At 75.5% G+C, this 17,377-nt stretch carries 12 protein-coding genes; 9 read left to right on the forward strand and 3 right to left on the reverse strand.

Translation table 11 applies throughout. The features are described from left to right. Positions 1 to 21 precede the first annotated feature (21 nt). The 3 genes from KDL28_RS33460 to KDL28_RS33470 all read left to right on the forward strand — a co-directional run bounded on the left by KDL28_RS33460 (position 22) and on the right by KDL28_RS33470 (position 4,819). Positions 22 to 2,829: an ATP-binding protein gene (locus tag KDL28_RS33460; protein WP_252445073.1), complete on the forward strand. Its 2,808-nt coding sequence runs from the start codon at positions 22 to 24 to the stop codon at positions 2,827 to 2,829. Positions 2,830 to 2,973: 144 nt separating this feature from the next. Then, complete coding sequence (locus KDL28_RS33465; protein WP_252445075.1) at positions 2,974 to 3,897, forward strand: universal stress protein; 924 nt, start codon at positions 2,974 to 2,976, stop codon at positions 3,895 to 3,897. Positions 3,898 to 3,919: 22 nt separating this feature from the next. Then, positions 3,920 to 4,819 (forward strand): universal stress protein, encoded by a 900-nt coding sequence (locus tag KDL28_RS33470; protein WP_252445077.1) that lies wholly within the window; start codon positions 3,920 to 3,922, stop codon positions 4,817 to 4,819. 7 nt (positions 4,820 to 4,826) lie between these two features. On the opposite strand, the gene KDL28_RS33475 is transcribed toward KDL28_RS33470, so the two are convergent. Further along, a complete protein-coding gene (locus tag KDL28_RS33475) occupies positions 4,827 to 7,601 on the reverse strand; it encodes a helix-turn-helix transcriptional regulator (protein WP_252445079.1) in 2,775 nt (924 codons plus the stop codon). A gap of 297 nt (positions 7,602 to 7,898) precedes the next feature. On the opposite strand from KDL28_RS33475, the gene KDL28_RS33480 reads away from it, so the two are divergent. The 5 genes from KDL28_RS33480 (at position 7,899) to KDL28_RS33500 (ending at position 12,695) form a co-directional block, all read left to right on the forward strand. Beyond that, positions 7,899 to 9,287, forward strand: coding sequence for an MFS transporter (locus KDL28_RS33480; RefSeq protein ID WP_443698380.1), 1,389 nt, complete (start codon positions 7,899 to 7,901; stop codon positions 9,285 to 9,287). A gap of 67 nt (positions 9,288 to 9,354) precedes the next feature. Further along, positions 9,355 to 10,314, forward strand: a complete 960-nt coding sequence (locus KDL28_RS33485) for an SAM-dependent methyltransferase (RefSeq protein ID WP_252445081.1) — start codon at positions 9,355 to 9,357, stop codon at positions 10,312 to 10,314. Between the two features lie 35 nt (positions 10,315 to 10,349). After that, positions 10,350 to 10,985 carry a TetR/AcrR family transcriptional regulator gene (locus KDL28_RS33490; protein ID WP_252445083.1) on the forward strand — a complete coding sequence of 212 codons (636 nt, stop codon included), beginning with the start codon at positions 10,350 to 10,352 and terminating at the stop codon, positions 10,983 to 10,985. A 1-nt stretch (position 10,986) separates the two neighbouring features. Then, the gene (locus KDL28_RS33495; protein ID WP_252445085.1) at positions 10,987 to 11,367 is read left to right on the forward strand and encodes a PPOX class F420-dependent oxidoreductase; all 381 of its coding nucleotides are present in this window, start codon (positions 10,987 to 10,989) and stop codon (positions 11,365 to 11,367) included. A gap of 179 nt (positions 11,368 to 11,546) precedes the next feature. Further along, on the forward strand, positions 11,547 to 12,695 hold the full coding sequence (locus KDL28_RS33500) for a molybdopterin molybdotransferase MoeA (RefSeq protein WP_252445087.1): 1,149 nt from the start codon (positions 11,547 to 11,549) through the stop codon (positions 12,693 to 12,695). Between the two features lie 80 nt (positions 12,696 to 12,775). Here KDL28_RS33500 and KDL28_RS33505 read toward each other — a convergent pair whose 3' ends face one another. Then, a complete protein-coding gene (locus tag KDL28_RS33505; RefSeq protein ID WP_252445089.1) occupies positions 12,776 to 13,699 on the reverse strand; it encodes an alpha/beta fold hydrolase in 924 nt (307 codons plus the stop codon). 65 nt (positions 13,700 to 13,764) lie between these two features. Between KDL28_RS33505 and KDL28_RS33510 the strand changes: the two genes are divergently transcribed. Beyond that, complete coding sequence (locus tag KDL28_RS33510) at positions 13,765 to 15,780, forward strand: AfsR/SARP family transcriptional regulator (protein WP_252445091.1); 2,016 nt, start codon at positions 13,765 to 13,767, stop codon at positions 15,778 to 15,780. A gap of 158 nt (positions 15,781 to 15,938) precedes the next feature. Here KDL28_RS33510 and KDL28_RS33515 read toward each other — a convergent pair whose 3' ends face one another. After that, a complete protein-coding gene (locus KDL28_RS33515) occupies positions 15,939 to 17,111 on the reverse strand; it encodes an MFS transporter (protein WP_252445135.1) in 1,173 nt (390 codons plus the stop codon). Between the last annotated feature and the right edge of the window lie 266 nt (positions 17,112 to 17,377).

A 17,377-nucleotide genomic window follows, 5' to 3' on the forward strand; every position in this document is an offset into this window, starting at 1 on the left:
CGGTGCATAACCTCGCTGAGTATGGCCGGGGGGCGGCTCCGGACGGGGCTGCGCGGTCGGCGCCGCGAGTGCGAGGCCCTGGACCGGCTGCTGGAGGACGTGCGGGCGGGTCAGAGCCGGGTGCTGGTGGTGCGCGGCGAGGCCGGCGTCGGCAAGTCCGCGCTCCTGGCGCACCTGCGGGCGCGGGCGTCGGGGTGTCGCATCGCCCGTGCCGCGGGCGTCGAGTCGGAGATGGAGCTCGCGTTCGCCGGCCTGCACCAGCTCTGCGCGCCGATGCTGGACCACCTGGAACGTCTGCCCGCGCCCCAGCGCGAGGCGCTCGGCACGGCGTTCGGCCTGACCGCCGGACCGGCGCCGGATCGCTTCCTGGTCGGCCTCGCGGTGCTCGGCCTGATCTCGGAGGTCGCCGAGCGGGAGCCGTTGCTCTGCGAGATCGACGACGCCCAATGGCTCGACCGCGCCTCCGCGCAGGTGCTCGCCTTCGTCGCCCGGCGCCTGCTGGCCGAGTCGGCCGCGATGGTCTTCGCCGTGCGGTCGGGCTCCGGGGGCCACGAGCACCCGGATCATCCGGAGCTGGCCGGCCTGCCGGAGCTCGCGGTCGGCGGGTTGACCGACCGCGACGCGAACGCGCTGCTCGACCAGGCGATCCGCGGCCGGCTCGACGAGCGGGTGCGCGACCGCATCGTCGCCGAGGCGCGCGGCAACCCCCTCGCGCTGCTGGAGCTGCCGCGCGAGCTGACGCCGGCCGAGCTGGCCGGCGGTTTCGGCCTCCCCGCCGCCCTGCCCGCTGCCCTGCCGCTGGCGGGGCGCATCGAGCAGAGCTTCCTGCGCAGGCTCGGGTCGCTGCCGCCCGACACCCAGCGACTGCTGCTCGTGGCAGCGGCGGAACCCGTCGGCGACGCCGCGCTCCTGCGGCGCGCGGCCGACCGGCTGCGGATCGCCCCGGACGCCGCGACGCCCGCGGTCGGCGAGGGCCTGGTCGAGTTCGGGGTCCACGTGCGCTTCCGGCACCCGCTCGTGCGCTCGGCCGTCTACCGCGCGGCGACGCCGGACGAGCGCCGGGCCGCGCACCGCGCGCTCGCCGAGGCGACCGACTCCGAGACCGATCTCGATCGCCGGGCGTGGCACCGCGCTCAGGCGGCGGTGGGACCCGACGACGAGGTCGCCGAGGAACTCCTGCGCACGGCGGGCAGGGCGCAGGCGCGCGGAGGTGTCGCCGCGACGGCCGCTTTCCTCGAACGAGCGGCGGCGCTCACCGCCGACGCGGCGCTGCAGGGCGCGCGAGCGCTCGCCGCGGCGCAGGCCAAGTTGGAGGCGGGCGCACCCGACGCGGCCCGGACCCTGGCCGCGACCGCCGGCCTCGCACCGCTCGACGAGCTCCGACGCGCGCTCCTGCAGCGCCTGCGCGCCCAGATCGCCTTCGCACTGGGCAACGGCGGTGAGGCGCCCCCGCTGCTGCTGGACGCCGCCGCGCGGCTGGTGCCGCTCGATGTCGGGTTGGCCCGCCAGACCTGCCTCGAAGCGCTCGCGGCCGGCATCTTCACCGGGCGCCTCGGCGATGGCCGGGACGCGCGGACGATCGCGCGCACCGCGACGACGGCGTCCCAGCCCCCCGGCGCGACCGACCTGCTGCTGGACGGCTTGGCCACGCGGGTCACGGAGGGCTACGCGGCCAGCGTCCCGATCCTGCGGAGTGCGCTGGCCGCCTTCCGCGACGACGACCTCCCCGCCGACGCCCAGCGCTGGTTGTGGCTGGCGTGCCGCGTCGCGGCGGACCTCTGGGACCACGAGACGTGGGACGAGCTGAGCAGGCGCGGCGTCCGGCTCGCGCGCGACGCGGGCGCCCTCGACGTCCTGCCCACCGCGGCCCAGTACCGCGCGGGTGCCCACGTCCACGCCGGGGAGTACGACGCCGCGTCGGTGCTGATGGAGGAGGCCGCGGCCATCACCCACGCCACGGGAACCGCGTCCTTGGCCGATCCGTCGGGCATGCTCCCCGCCTACCGCGGCCACGAGGCCGAGGCACTGGTGCTGATCGAAGCGGCCCGCCGGGAGGCGACGGCTCGGGGCCAGGGGATGGCGCTGAGCCTGAACGAGTGCGCGCACGCCGTGCTGTGCAACGGCCTCGGCCGGTACGGGGATGCGCTCGCCGCCGCGGAACGCGCGTGCGCCCAGGCGGAGCTCTCCCTGTACGGCCTGGCGCTGGTGGAGCTCGTCGAGGCGGCCGTCCGCTGCGACGCGGGTCGGCTCGCCGCCTCGGCGCTGGAGCGGCTCTGCGCCCGCACCGGGGCCAGCGGCAGCGACTGGGCCCTCGGCATCGAGGCCCGGTCGCGAGGGCTGGCCACGACCGGCCCGTCGGCCGAGGTCCACTACCGGGAGGCGATCGAGCGGTTGTCCCGCGGCCGCCTGGTCCCGCACCTGGCCCGCGCCCACCTCGTCTACGGCGAGTGGCTCCGGCGCGAGAACCGACGCAGCGAGGCGCGCGAGCAGCTGCGCACCGCGCACGGGATGCTGGACCGGATCGGGGCCGAGGCGTTCGCCGAGCGCGCGCGCCGCGAGCTGGCCGCGACCGGTGAGCGGGTGCGCAGGCAGACCGTCGACAGCTACGACGAGCTCACCTCCCAGGAGCTGCAGATCGCCCGGCTCGCCGGCCGCGGGCGGACGAACCCGCAGATCGGCGCGGAGCTCTTCCTCAGCCCGCGGACCGTCGAATGGCACCTGCACAACGTGTTCGCGAAGCTGGGCATCACCTCGCGCAGGGCGCTGGCGAAGGCGCTGCCCGACCGCGGGCGCCTCGTCGCCGCATCCCGTTCGGCGCCCTCGGGCTGAGGCCGGCGCCTGCCGGAGGGGTGAGCCGGGCAGTCGTTCCGCCCGTCGACGCCGGGGCACGCGTGTCACGACCCGCGCCCCTGTCCGGTCCTCGTCGATGCGCACCCCGGTCGACGCCGCCGGCGGGACCCCGAGGAGATGACGATGAGCGATGAGTCCACTGCCCCCGAGCCCACGCCGGGTACCCGGCCGGTCGTCGTGGGCGTCGACGGATCCGACGGCGCCCTCGATGCCGTGAACTGGGCGGCCGTCGAGGCGCACCGGCGCGCGGCCCCGCTGCGCGTCGTCACCGCCTTCGCCTGGGCGCCCGAGCGCGGGCACCCCGGTCTGCGCGAGCACTACCGCGCCGACCTGCTGCAGCGCGCACGCGAGCACCTCCGCACCGGCGCCGTCACCGTGGCCGAGCGCGCCGTCTCCGGCCTGCGGGTCTGCGCCGAGGTGGTGGTGGGCCCACCGATCGCCACCCTCTACGAGGAGTCCCGTCGCGCTCAGCTGCTGGTGCTGGGCAACCGCGGCCTGGGCGGGCTGGGCGGGTTGCTGGTCGGGTCGGTGGCCGTCGGGCTGTCCGCGCACGCCGCCTGCCCGGTCGTCGTCGTGCGCGGCGAGGACCGCGACCCCCTCTCCCCGCGCCCGGTCGTCCTCGGAGTGGACGGGTCGCCGACGAGCGAGGCCGCGACCGCGTTCGCCTTCGACGCGGCCGCCGCCCGCGACGCGCCGCTGGTCGCCGTGCGCACCGTGCCGGACTCGACGATCGACGCGCGGATCGCCCCGTTGATCGACTGGGACGCCGTGCTCGACACCCAGCGGACCCTGCTGACCGAGCACCTCGGCGGCTGGGCGGACAAGCACCCCGACGTGGCGCTCACCCCGGTGGTCGTCCGCGGCGGCGCGGCGACCGCGCTCGTGGAGCGGTCCCGCGCGGCCCAGCTCGTCGTGGTCGGGTCCCGCGGTCGCGGCGGCTTCGCCGGGCTGGTCCTCGGATCGGTCAGCCACGGCGTCCTGCACCACAGCCACTGCCCGGTCGCGATCGTCCGTCCCGACACGGCGGGCGCGGGCGGACCGGCGTGAGCCCGGCCGTGCGGAGACGACGATGACCGGGCGATCCCCCGCCGACCGGCCCGTGGTGGTGGGGGTCGACGGATCTGCGAGCGCCCTCGCGGCGGGGCGGTGGGCAGCCGCGGAGGCCGTGCGCCGCGGCACCCGACTGCGGCTGGTCACCGCGCTCACCTACGCGCCGAACCGGGTGGTCGAGCCGACCCGACTCAGCGGGCAGGTGCGCGACGTGCTGACCGAGCACGCCCGCAGCGGGCTCGTGGACGCCGCGGCGGCCGCCCGGCAGGTCGCGCCGGATCTGGAGGTCTCCGCCGGGACGCGCACCGGTTTCCCCGTCGACGTGCTCGCCGGGCAGGCCCACGAGGCCGGCCTCCTGGTGCTCGGCAACCGGGGCCGGGGCGGGCTGGCCGGGCTGCTGGTCGGCTCGGTCACCGTCGCGCTGGCCGCCCGGGCGAGCTGCCCGGTCGTCGTCGTCCGCGAGGACCACCCCGCGGCCGGACCGGTCGTCCTGGGGGTGGACGGGGAGCACGGCAGCGACGCCGCGATCGCCTTCGCCCACGAGTCGGCGGCGGCCCGCGGAGTGCCGCTGATCGCCGTGCACACCTGGACCGGCACCGAGTTCGCCCCGGCCGGACCGCCGGTCCTGGACTGGGACGCGGTACTCGAGCAGGAGCGGGCGGTGCTGGCCGAGCGGCTGGCCCCCTGGTCGGAGAAGTACCCCGACCTGCGGGTCCACCGCACGGTCGGCCGGCACGGGGCGGCCGCGGCCCTGGTCCGGTTGTCCGAGCAGGCCCAACTCGTCGTCGTGGGGTCGCACGGCCACGGCAACCTCGCCGGGCTGCTGCTCGGGTCGGTCAGCCACTCCGTGCTGCACCGCAGCCACTGCCCGGTCGCGATCGTCCGTCCGGAGGCCGGCGGGTCCGCCGGAGCGCCCTGACCCCGCGTCAGGGGCCGCTCAGCGCGGCGCGGAGCTTGCCACGCGAGTCCACGCCGAGCTTCGCGAAGACCTTGTGCAGGTGCCACTCGACCGTGCGCGGGCTGATGAACAGCTCGGCGCCGATCTCCGGGTTCGTCCTGCCCTCACCGGCGAGACGGGCGATCTGCGCTTCCTGCGCGGTGAGCGCCCCGGCCGCCTTGGCCGAACGCCGGCGCACCGATTCGCCGATGGCCACCAACTCGCGGCGGGCGCGCTCGGCGAACGCGGTCGCACCGAAGCCGTCCAGCATCTCGTGGGCGGTCCGCAGGTGCCGGCCCGCCTCCCGGCGCCGGCCCTCGCGGCGCAGCCACTCGCCGTACACGAGGTGGGTGCGGGCGAGGTGGACGGCGACGCTGCTGCGCCCCAGGCGCTCGACGGCCTCGCGGTAGAGCACCTCGGCGGCATCGCCGGGAGCGAGCAGCGCGCGGGACCGGGCCAGCACCCCGAGGGCCCAGTCCGTGCCGGCGGCGGCCGTCCGTTCCTCCAGCCTGCGCAGGGCGGTGGCGGCCGCCCCGACGTCGCCGGCCCGGGCGCCGGCCTCCACCAGTTCGAGCAGGGTGAAGCCGAAGACCCCCAGGTCCTCGTGCTCGTAGGCGAGCCCCGCCACCGCCAGCGCGGCCTGGTACCGGCCCCATCCGTTGTGCATCAACGCCGTGAGGTAGGCGGCCGCGCCGCGCGGGCGACCCTCGCCCCAGGTGAGGGCCTCCCGGGTCTTGGCGTCGAGCCACGCCGGGTGCCCGGCGTCCTCACCGCGCCATGCGACGAGCAGCGCCGGGGAGTACCCCAGCATCGTGATGCCCGTCAGCTCGGTGAGCGCGTCGGACTCCTCGATCAAGGCCGAGGCGGCGTCGAACTCCCCGCTGTGCAGGTGCACCGCGGCGCGGTAGCTGACGGCGAGCGGGAGGAAGTTGAGCGCACCGGACGCGCGGGCCCGTCCGACCGCGAGCGTGGTCAGCTCCTGCCACGTCGTGTCGTCCCACAGATCAGCGGCGATCGGCCAGGTCAACCAGAGCCAGCGCATCACCTCGTCCGCGGTGCCCCCGACGTCGCGCCGGAAGGCCTCCAGGGCGCGCTTCAACGGTGCCGCACCGCCGGCGTAACCCTCGGTGAACAGGGTCACGACGCCGTCGAGCAACAGGTCCACCGGTCGGGGAGACCGCACGGGCCGGGGCGCCGCGCGAGCGGCCTCGGCCACCTCGCGCAGTCCGCTGCGGCCGACGAGGCGCCCGGCGAAGACGGCCGCGCCGACCGCTTCGAGGTACGCCTCGCGCGCCTGCCCGGCATCGACCCGTTGCAGCCGGTCGGCCGCGTCGAGCAGCAGCGGCAGGGCGTCGCCGCCGCGGCGGCGGGCGTAGACGATCTGGCCCCGCAGCCGAGCCAGCCGCGCCCGGCGGAGCTCGTCCAGCGGGCCCATCTCGGCGGCGGCGAGGAGGTCGAGCGCCGCGTCGGGCGCTCCGGCCTCGAAGGTCGTCCGGGCCGCGGCCAGTGCCCGCGCCCCACGCCGAACCGGGTCCGGGGTCAGCTCGGTCGCCCGCCGCAGGAACGCCGACGCGGCCGCCACGCCGCCGCGGCCCTGCGCGCGGTCGGCCGACCGCTCCAGTTCGGCGGCCACCGCCTCGTCGGGACCCACCGCGGCATGGGCCCGGTGCCACGCCCGGCGGTCCGGGTCGGACCCCGGATCGGTCGCCTCGGCCAGTGCGCGGTGCACCTCCCGTCGATCCTGCGGATCCGCCGCCCGGTAGGCCGCCGAGCGCACGAGCGGATGCCGGAACCGCACCCGGGCCCCGATCTCCACCAGACCCGCCGCCTCGGCAGGCGCGGCCGCGCCCAATCCGATCCCGAACCGCTCGACCACCCGTCCGAGCAACGGCGCGTCCCCCACCGGCTCGGCTGCCGCCACCAGCAGCAGCCGCTGCGTCGTGACCGGCAGCGCCCCGATGCGCCGCAGGAAGCTCTGCTCGATCCGGCCGGCCAGCGGGCGCGCATCCGGGCGCACGAACCCGCCCGCCAGCTCCGCCGCGCTCAACCCCTGCGGCAGCTCCAGCAGTGCCAGCGGGTTCCCGCGGGTCTCGGCGAGGATCCGGTCGCGGACCCGCTCGTCGAGCCGTCCCGGGACCGCCGACTCCAGCAGCGCACGCGCATCGTCGTCACGCAGGCCCGAGATCACCAGCTCCGGAAGACCGACCAGGTGGTCGTCGTCCGCGACCGCGGCCGGCCCGAGCGTCGCCCCGCGCACCGCGAACACCATCGCGACCCGCTCGGCCAGCAACCGCCGCGCGACGAAGGCCAGGGTCCGCGCCGAGACGTCGTCCAGCCACTGGGCGTCGTCGACCACGCAGACCAGCGGCTGCCCCTCAGCCACTTCGGCCAGCAGGCTCAGCACCGCCAGACCGACCAGGAAGCGGTCCGGTGGACTCCCGGCGCTCAAGCCGAACGCCACGCACAACGCGTCACGCTGAGGGCTCGGCAGGCGGTCCAGGTGCTCCAGCATCGGGGCGCACAGCTGGTGCAGGCCGGCGAACGCCATCTCCATCTCCGCCTCGACGCCCACCGCCCGCGCCACCCGGGACGCCACCGCGCGCTGCACCAGGTACTCCAGGAGCGCGGACTTGCCGACGCCCGCCTCCCCGCGCAGCACCAGCACCCGGCTCCGACCCGCCCCCGCGTCGGCCAGCAGTCGATCGAGCGCCTCGCACTCGCGGCGGCGGCCCCGCAGCCCGCGACGACGAGCGCCGTCCGACATCACCACCCCCGCTGGAGTCGGCGGGCCGACCCGTGCCCCGGACAGGATCGAACCGATCTTCGCACTCCCGGGGAACCGAGGACAGAAGTCCTCGGGAGGAGACGGCCGACGACATCGATGTCGAGCGCGCGCCGTGGCGCTACCCCGGATGGCCGTTGGCGGGCCTCGGCCGGCCATTTACGGTTCCAGGACCGGCTCGTTGCGACCCTGCGGGTGGTCGTGCAAGGCGCAGGACATCGCGGAGCCAACCGCCTTGCCGTTTGCCAGCTCGACGCACTCGCCGAGGAGGCGACCCCCGTGAGCGAACCTTCCGTCCAGGGCGATCCGCGCATCCAGACCTCGGCGACCCAGAGCCGGTCCCGCACGCTGTTCGGGATCGGCTCCGGCAACGCGATGGAATGGTTCGACTGGGGGGTCTACACCACCTTCACGCCGTTCTTCGCCTCCCAGTTCTTCCACACCGGCGACACCGTCTCCGACGTGCTGAGCACGCTCGTCGTCTTCGCGGTCGGGTTCATCGCCAGACCCTTCGGCGGTTGGCTGTTCGGCTGGATCGCCGACCGGAGGGGCCGGAAGCTGTCGATGGCGCTGACCGTGGCGCTGACCTCCCTCGGGAGCCTCGCGATCGGGCTCAGCCCGAACTACGCCGCGATCGGCGTCGGCGCGTCGATCATCCTGGTGCTGGCCCGCCTCGCCCAAGGCCTCGCCCACGGCGGTGAGCTGCCCTCGGCCCAGACCTACATCGCGGAGGCGGCCCCGAAGCAGCGGCGCGGCCTCTGGTCGAGCCTCATCTACTTCTCGGGCACCATCGGGCAGCTCACGGGCACCCTGCTGGCGGCCGTCCTCTCCACGTGGCTGTCCCGGGAGGCGATGAACGCCTACGGCTGGCGCGCCCCGTTCATCCTGGGCGGCGTCTTCGGCCTCTACGCGCTCTACATGCGGGTGCGGATGCACGAGACCGAGGTGTTCGTCGACGAGGCCGTCCGCGACGACCCCACCGCGGCCGACGGGGCGAGCCCGCAGACGAGGAAGGGCGTCATCTGGCAGACCGTCAAGGAACACCCCAAGCTGCTGTTCCAGGTCGTGGGCATCACCATGGGCGGTACGGTCCTCTACTACGCATGGGCGATCTCGGCTCCGGCCTATGCGATCAACGTCCTGGACGTTCCCGCGGCGGGCGCCCTCTGGGCGGGCGTCGCGGCCCAGGTGGTCTTCCTGGTCGTGCTCCCGATCTGGGGGGTGGTGTCCGACCGCATCGGTCGCAAGCCCGTGCTGATCGCCTCCGTCGTCGGCGTGGCGGTGCTGAGCTACCCGCTGAACGCGATGCTCAGCACGTCGCCGTGGTCGCTGTTCTTCGCGATGTCGATCGCGCTCGTCTTCCTGGGCGGCTCCGCGGCCGTCGTACCCGCCGTGTTCGCCGAGATCTTCCCGACCCGGATCCGCGCCGTCGGTCTGGCGGTGCCGTACTCGATCGCGGTCGCGCTCTTCGGCGGCACCGCGCCCTACCTCCAGACCTACTTCGCCGACCTCGACATGACGAGCACGTTCGTCTGGTACAGCGTCGCGCTCGGCCTCATATCCGGCCTCGTCATCCTCACCCTCCCCGAGACCAAGGGCATCGACCTCAAGCACAGGTCCGTCGGCGCGCACGGGCGGCGCAAGTCCCTCCGCGCCACGGCCGCCTGAGCCCCGTCGCCCGGTCACCCGACGGCCGGTGCTCCTCCCCCAGCCGCGTTCACAGATATTACGACGAATGGCCTACCCAGGCATTCTGCTCGGCAGCTGCGCGTGGGTCAACGTGTCGATGCTGGGCGAGCTTTTTCATCGCCGCTACCCTGCGGGCATGACCACGGATGATTACCGGAGTGGCACCGGTATCGACACGACGGTCCCGCACTCGGCACGTATCTGGAACTACTGGCTCGGCGGCAAGGACAACTACCCGGTGGACCGCGAAGCCGGCGAGGCCTGGCTCGCGATCGACCCCGAGATGGGCGTGGCCGTCAAGGCGTCCCGGGAATTTCTCCAGCGCGCTGTGCGCTACCTGGCCCGCGAGGCCGGCATTCGTCAGTTCCTCGACATCGGCACCGGACTGCCGACGGCCGACAACACCCATGAGGTCGCCCAGCGCGTCGCCCCGGACGCCCGGATCGTCTACGTCGACAACGACCCGCTCATCCTGGCCCACGCCAGGGCGCTGATGACCAGCACCCCGGAGGGCGCGACGCACTACATGCACACCGACATGCGCGACGCCGCGCACCTGCTCGAACTCGCGAGCGAGCACCTCGACCTCGGCAAGCCCGTGGCCGTCGTGCTCCAGATGGTGCTCGGGCACCTGCCCACCGAACAGGAGGTCCGCGCCCTCATCCGCGCCCTCGTGGACGCCGTGGTCCCCGGCAGCTACCTGCTCATCTGCGACGCCATCGAGACCGAGGAGGCCCAGGCAGCCCAGAAGGCCGGTCAGCAGTACAACCACAGCGGCGCCGTGCCCTACCACGTCCACCCCCTGGCCGTCCTGCGCAGCCGCTTCGACGGCCTGGAGTTCGTCGAACCCGGGCTGGTGTCGGCGCCCCGGTGGCGACCCGACGACCGCGACGGGCTGCCGTCCGTCGGCCTCGGCGAGCCGGAACCGGTCACGAACGTCTTCGGCGGTCTGGCGCGCAAGCCGACCTCCTGGGCCGCATCGACAAGGGCCTCGGACCCGAGCTGAGCGTGACGTAACAGCGTTGCGCTACGATCGGGGACGTGAGCCCCAGATCGCGGGACCCGGACCTCCGCTCGACCGCCGTACGGGTCGCGGCGCGGGTGCTGGCCGAGGAGGGTCCCGTGGCGCTCACCGCCCGCCGGGTCGCCCGCGAGGTCGGCGCGTCCACGACCGCCGTGTACACCTACTTCGGCGGGATGGAGGAGCTGCGCCGGGAGGTGCGGCGGGTGGGGTTCGCCCAACTCGACGACCGGGCGGTCGCGCTCGGCGTCACCGATGATCCGGTGGCCGACCTCGCCGCGCTGACCGAGGTCTACTTCGGGTTCGGGCTCGACGAGCCGCACCTGTACCGGGCGCTGTTCGTGGACCGGCCCGCCGACGGGGACGACGAGGGCAAGGGCGCGTTCGACCGGTTGGTCGCCGAGATCGGCCGCTGCGTCGACACCGGACGGTTCGGGGCCGGTGCCGCCGGCCTCGGGCCCGTGTGGGCGGCGCAGCTGTGGAGCATGCGGCACGGCATGGTGAGCCTGTGCCACTCCGGCGCTCTGGGGGGCGAGCAGGCGAGGTTCGTCCTGGCCGACATGCTCGTCCGGCTCGCGACCGGCTACGGCGACGACCCGCGCCGGGCCGAGCGGTCGATCGCGCGCGGGCTGCGTCGCGCGGGATCGGGCGGTTGAGGTGGCCCGCACGGATCTGCCCTGCTTCGCATTGCGCACGTTCCGCGCCGACGGGTCCGGCGTCGTCACACCGGTCTGGCTGGCGCCCCACGGCGACGCGCTGGTCGGGTTCACCCCGGCGCGGTCGGGCAAGGCGCGGCGCATCGCGGCCGACCCGCGGGTGGAGGTGGCGCCCGCGACGTTCGACGGCGAGCCGCTGGCCCCGTTCCGGCCGGGAACGGCGCGGATCGTCACCGGTCCGGCGCTGGCCCCGGTGCGGGCCGCGCTGCGGGCCCGCTACGGCCGCGGGTTCCGCGTGCTGCGCCTGGTGACGCTGCTCGGTCGGGCCCGCCGCCGCGGCGGTCCCGGCGTCGGGGTGGTCGTGCGGGAGGTGGCGACGTGAGGCGACCTGGACGACGTGGGTCGCGTCGCCGCCTTCGTCGCGCCCGACCGGGCCCGGGCCATGACTCGACCCAGGTCAACATCTCCTGCGGCGGGCACGCGGACCAACGGGGCGTCGGCGCCGCGGGCGGGCTGCTCCCGGTCCGGTGCGCCGCGCGGTGGTCGGTGGATGATGGGGAGATGACCGACCGGCTGTCCTGGGACGAGGCCCGGCTGTGCGCGTACTACGCCGCGGCAGCACTGCCGGCCCGTTCGGTACCCCTCGACCAGGCGCTGGGCGGCGTGCTCGCCGAGCCGCTGACCGCCCCGGTGGCGCTGCCCACGGCCGACACCTCGGCGATGGACGGCTACGCGGTGCGCGGCGCGCCGCCGTGGCGGGTCGTCGAGACCGCCGACCGGTCCCTGGAGGACGGCCAGGCGTGCGCGGTCGTGACCGGCGCCCCGGTGCCCAAGGCGACCGACGCGGTACTGCCCGCGGAGCATGCGCAGCGCTCCGGGGACCTGCTGCGCGGGCGGGCCACCCCGGCTGCGGGCATGCACGTCCGCCCCGCGGGCGAGGAGTGCGCCGCCGGCGACTACCTGGTGGCGACGGGCACGGTGGCCGGCCCCACGGTGCTCGGCCTGGCCGCCGCGCTCGGCCACGACACGCTCCGCGTGCACCCCACGCCCGCGGTGCGCGCGGTGATCAGCGGTGACGAGCTCGTCGACTCCGGCCCGCCGTCCCCCGGCCGGGTGCGCGACGCGGTCGGCCCGATGCTGCCCGGCCTGGTCGCCGCGGCCGGGGGCCGGTGGGCGGGCGCGGTCCGCGTGCCCGACGTCCCGACCGTGCTGCGCGCCGCGCTCGCACAGGCCCACGCGGACGTCGTGCTGGTCACCGGGGCGTCCGGGCAGGGCCCGGCCGACCACCTGCGGTCGGTGCTCGCGGCCGCGGGCGCCGAGCTGCTGGTCGACGGGGTCGCCTGCCGGCCGGGCCACCCGCAGACCATGGCCCGGCTCCCGGACGGCCGGCTGCTGGTGGGCCTGCCCGGCAACCCGCTGGCCGCGCTGGTCGCGTTCCTGACCCTGGCCGCCGCCGCGCTGGCCGGCCTCGGCGGCCGGGAGCTGCCCGAGCTGGCCCGGCTGCCCGCCCACGACGTGCGGCCGCACCCGACCGAGCACCGGATCGTGCCGGTGCGGGTGCGCGCCGGGGTCGCCCGACCGGTCGGGTACGACGGCGCGGCCATGCTGCGCGGCGCCGCCGTGGCCGACCGGCTCGCCGTGGTCAGCCCCGCCGACGCCGCTTCCGTGCGACTGCTACCCGACCCGGGAGGTTCGCCGTGGGCCTCCTGACCGCGCCGTCGACGGCCCGCTGACGACCTGGTCACCGACCTCACGCGGCTGGGCCGCCTCGCGGCCCGGGTCGAGCAGTACTACCGCGACGTCGCCACCGCGCTGACCGCCGTCGGCGTGCGCGGTGCGCGGGCCAGCAGTCCCCGGATCATCGCGGTGACCTCGTCCGGCGCCTGCTCGGCCATGAAATGGCCCCAGGCCCGGGTGCGGTGGTCCAGGTCGTCGGCCCACTGCCGCCACAGGGCCACGGCGTCGTACCCCAGCGCGGCCCCCCAGTCCTGCTGGACGACCGCGACCGGCATGGCCAGCCGCCGCCCGGCGTCGCGGTCGACCCGGTCGTGCTCGATGTCGATCCCGGCCGAGGCGCGGTAGTCCGCCACGATCGAGGCAACGGCCCCCCGGGAGGCGCGCAGGTACTCCGCACGCACGTCGGGCGGTATCGCCGCCGGATCGGCGCCCCAGGCGTCGAGGAAGTACCCGAAGAAGGCGTCGGCGCTGCGGGAGATCATCTCCTCCGGCAGACCGGGTGGCTGCGCCATCAGGAAGAGGTGGAAGGCGACCGCCGCGTCGGCGCCGTGCAGGATGTCCCACATGTCGAGGGTCGGCAGGACGTCGAGGATGCCGAGGTGAGTGATCGTCTCCGGGTGGTCGAGACCGGCCCGCACGGCGACCAGGGCGCCGCGGTCGTGCCCGACCAGAGCGAACCGCTCGGCGCCGAGGTGGGCGGCGGCGGCCACGACGTCCGCGGCCATCGTGCGCTTCGCGTAGACCTCACCGGTGCCGGCCTCCGGCTTGTCGCTGGCCCCGTACCCGCGCAGGTCCGGGCAGATGACCTGGTGGTCGACGGCGAGGGCGGCGGCCACGTGCCGCCACATCAGGTGGGTCTGGGGGAAGCCGTGCAGCAGCACGACCGCCGGGCCGGAACCCGCCGTCGCCACGTTCAGGACCGTCCCGTCGGCGGTGGGGACGCGCTCGGTGCGGAATCCGGGGATCTCGGGGGGCATGGCTGTTCCTCTCGTTCGGACGGATTCCAGCCTCGCCCCGCCCGATCAGCATCCGGTCAGTACCGATGACGCGACGGACGGCCGCTGCCGGGATCACCGTGCTCGGGCCGGTGACTGCGCGGGACGGTGCGGGGGCGGAGATCGACCTGCGGGGACCTCGGCACACCGCCGTGCTGGCCCGGTTGATCGTGGCCCGGGGTCGTGTCGTGCCGGTCACTCAGCTGGTGGACGACCTGTGGGAGGACGCGCCGCTGCCGCGCAACCCCGTCGGATCGGTGCGCACCTTCGTCTCGGCGCTGCGCGCCGACCTCGAGCCCGCCCGCCCGCCCGGAACAGCATCCCGACTGATCGTCACCGAAGGTCCTGGTTACGCGTTCCGTGCGACGCCGGGGCTCCTCGACGGCGCCCGGTTCGAGTCGGCGGTCGCGGGCTCGGCCGGTACGGGTGACGCCGTGAGTGCGGTCGCAACGCTGCGTGCGGCACTGGCCCTGTGGCGGGGCCCGGCGTACGCCGACTTCCCGGACGCGTCCTGGGCGCGCGCCGAGCGCGCCCGCCTCGGCCAGCTCAGGCTGTCCGCCGTGGAACGGCTCGGCGAGGCACTGCTCGCCGCCGGCCGACCCGCCGACGCCGTCCCCGACCTCGACGCCCACGTCACCGACCACCCCTGGCGCGAGGAGGGATGGCGGCTGCTCGCGCTCGCCCTCTACCGCAGCGACCGCACCGGGGACGCGCTCGCCGTCCTGCGCCGGGCCCGCCGCGAGCTCGTCGAGCAGCTCGGCAGCGACCCCGGTCCGCGGCTGGCCGCGCTGGAGGTCGACATCCTGCGCCGCGCGCCCCATCTCGACCCGCCTCCCGAGCGACCGGTACCGGGCGTGCACAGCACCCTCACCCGGGCCGCCGCGGCGTGGGACCCGGACATCGGCCCCCGCGCCACCCTGACCTCGGCGACCACGCTGCTCGCCGGCCTCGCCGTGCACGGCGGCGGACCGGCGGAGGCGACCGTCCAGCACGCCGCGACCGTGGCGGCGGCCGAGGAACTCGACGACCCGCACCTCACCGCCCAGGTGATCACCGGGTTCGACGTGCCCAGCGTCTGGACCCGGCCCGACGACCCGGCCGCCTCCCGGCAGCTGGTCGCGGCCGCCGAGCGCACGCTGCGCCGGCTCGGCGGTGCTGCGCCGGTCCGGACCCGGGTGCGCCTGCTCACCGCGATCGCCCGGGAGAGCCGCGGGAGCACCGACCCACGGGGCCGCGAGGCCGCGGCGCAGGCCGAGCGCCTCGCCCGCGCGCACGGCGACCCGGCGCTGCTGGCGACCGCCCTGAACGGCCGGTTCCTGCACTGCTTCGACCGGGCAGGGCTCGCCGCCCGCCGCGACGACATCGGTGTGGAGATCCTCGACCTGGGGATGCGGCAGGAGTCGGCCACCTCGATCGCGCTCGGGCACCTGATCCGACTGCAGGCCCGCTGCGCGCTCGACGACCTCGCCGGTGCCGAGCAGCACGCGCAGGCACTGATCGAGCTGGACCAGCGGTACGAACGCCCGCTGGTCCGGGTGTTCGTCACCTGGTTCCACGCGCTGCGCGCCGACCTCGGCGGGGATCCGCGCGTCGAGACCCGCTACCGCGACGCCGCGCGCCTGCTCGACGGCGCCGGGATGCCCGGCCTGACCGAAGGGCTCCTCGCGCTCACGCTGGTCGCCCGCCGCCTGCGGCGGGGGGAACCGGCAGACCCGATCGACTCCCTCGGACCGCTCGGGCCCTACGAGCCGTGGATCGCCCCGCACCTGCTGCTCGCCGCCGGGCAGCGGGAGAAGGCCACGGCCGCGGTGCAGGCGCTGCCCGAACCCCCGCCCGGCCACCTGCTCGAGGTCCTGTGGTGCCTCGCCGGACGAGCGGGCCTGGCCGTCGGGAACCGGGAGGTCGTCGCCCGCGCAGCACACGCACTCGGCCCCGCCGGTGGTGAGCTGGCGGGTGCGGGGACCGGGATGCTGTCCGCCGGACCGGTCGACGATCACCTCGACGCACTGCGCGCGACCGCCGCGGGAGGAACGCCACCGGCGATCCCTCCGACCGATCCGTGAGCCGTTCCCGCCCCATCGGCGACCGGTCGGAGATCACGTACGTGCGCGGTTCCGCCGCGCGATCTCGGTGCTGAGAGCGGTGGCGAAACTCGTCCACCCCGCATACGGCGGCAGCGCGATGCCCGCCGCCCGGTCCAGCCGGTACGTGCGCCGGGTCATCATCGGAGTCGATCTGCGCGGACGCCGCCGTCGTCGCGGCGCCTCACGATCGTCGCAGTGAACCCTCCGGCCGTCGCGGCGGTGGCGGCGAGCAGCAGGAAGCCCAGTAGGTAGCTGCCCGAGGCGCCGTAGACCACGCCCATCACCAGGGGCGGGAAGAATCCGCCGAGCCCACCCGCCGCGCCGACCACACCGGTGACCGCCCCGACCTGCTCGGCCTGGACCATCCGGGCGACGAGCGCGAACACGGCTCCGGTACCGGCCCCGAGCGCCGCGGCCATCGCGAGGAACGACGCCGTGGCGATGGGGATCAGCGGCAGCTGGAACGAGGCGAGGACGGCGCAGACCGCGACCACGGCGAACGCCGTGACCAGCACGAGGACCGGGCGGACCCGGTCGCTGAGCCAGCCGCCGACCGGGCGCATCGCGACGGCGAGTACGACGAAGCCGGCGGTGCGCAGGGCGGCGTCCGGGCGGTCGAGCCCGTAGGCGGTGGTGAGGTAGGTGGGCAGGTACACGCTGAACGCGACGAACCCGCCGAAGGCGACGGCGTACAGGAACGACAACTGCCACGTCGCGGGCATCCGCAGGGTGATCGCCAGCCTGCCGAGCACGGTCCCGCCCGGGGTCGGGCGGCCGACGGGGTCGCGGAGCAGCAGGTACGCGGCGGCGGCGTAGAGCACGAGGACGACGGCGACCAGGTCGAACGGGAAGCCGGGCCCGATCGCGGTGCTGAGCTGCACGGTGGTGAACGCCGAGATCGCGGTGCCGCCCATGCCGGCACCGAAGACGCCCAGCGCCAGCCCGCGCCGCGCGGGTGGGTACCAGGCGTTGACGAAGGGGACGCCGATCGCGAAGGTCGTGCCCCCGAGCCCGAGGAAGAACCCGCCGACCAGGTAGCCGGCCAGGGAGTCGGCGAAGTGGCCGAGGTAGAGCACGGGCACGACGGTGAGCAGCGCGACGACCGGGAACATGCGACGCGCCCCGAGCCGGTCGGTCAACGCGCCGACGGGGATGCGCCCCAACGACCCGACCACGACCGGGACCGCGACCAGCAGCGCCTGCTCGAACGCCGAGGCACCCAGTTGCTCGCGCAACGTCGCGCCCAAGGGGGAGAGCAGGGCCCACGCCCAGAACGTGATCGCGAAACCGATCGTGGCGACGGCGAGCATCAGCGCCGGCCGCCCGCCGGCGCCGGCCGTCGTGGCGATGCGGTCGGGCCGGGAAGGTGTTCCGCTCACGCCGTGCTCCTTCCAGTTCGTCGAGAACGCGAGATCGGGTGCCATGAGAACCGCCCCCTGCCGATACGACTGTCCCTGATGGGACGCGGCGGACCGGCGGGACGAAAGACCCCCATCACCCGGACTTTGGTCGTCGTCGGGTGCGCATCGATTGTCCGGCGCCGCACCCGCTGACATCGTGGCGGCCAGTCGAGGGG

Origin of the sequence: Pseudonocardia humida (assembly GCF_023898865.1) — a bacterium.
GTDB classification, from domain to species: domain Bacteria; phylum Actinomycetota; class Actinomycetes; order Mycobacteriales; family Pseudonocardiaceae; genus Pseudonocardia; species Pseudonocardia humida.

Excerpts from the sequence above, each read along its gene's own strand:
- KDL28_RS33510 (WP_252445091.1), top strand. The coding sequence starts at position 13,765 with ATGACGCGACGGACGGCCGCTGCCGGGATCACCGTGCTCGGGCCGGTG.
- KDL28_RS33505 (WP_252445089.1), bottom strand. The coding sequence starts at position 13,699 with ATGCCCCCCGAGATCCCCGGATTCCGCACCGAGCGCGTCCCCACCGCC.
- KDL28_RS33500 (WP_252445087.1), top strand. The coding sequence starts at position 11,547 with ATGACCGACCGGCTGTCCTGGGACGAGGCCCGGCTGTGCGCGTACTAC.
- KDL28_RS33485 (WP_252445081.1), top strand. The coding sequence starts at position 9,355 with ATGGCCTACCCAGGCATTCTGCTCGGCAGCTGCGCGTGGGTCAACGTG.
- KDL28_RS33460 (WP_252445073.1), top strand. The coding sequence starts at position 22 with ATGGCCGGGGGGCGGCTCCGGACGGGGCTGCGCGGTCGGCGCCGCGAG.
- KDL28_RS33475 (WP_252445079.1), bottom strand. The coding sequence starts at position 7,601 with ATGTCGGACGGCGCTCGTCGTCGCGGGCTGCGGGGCCGCCGCCGCGAG.
- KDL28_RS33470 (WP_252445077.1), top strand. The coding sequence starts at position 3,920 with ATGACCGGGCGATCCCCCGCCGACCGGCCCGTGGTGGTGGGGGTCGAC.
- KDL28_RS33465 (WP_252445075.1), top strand. The coding sequence starts at position 2,974 with ATGAGCGATGAGTCCACTGCCCCCGAGCCCACGCCGGGTACCCGGCCG.
- KDL28_RS33515 (WP_252445135.1), bottom strand. The coding sequence starts at position 17,111 with ATGCTCGCCGTCGCCACGATCGGTTTCGCGATCACGTTCTGGGCGTGG.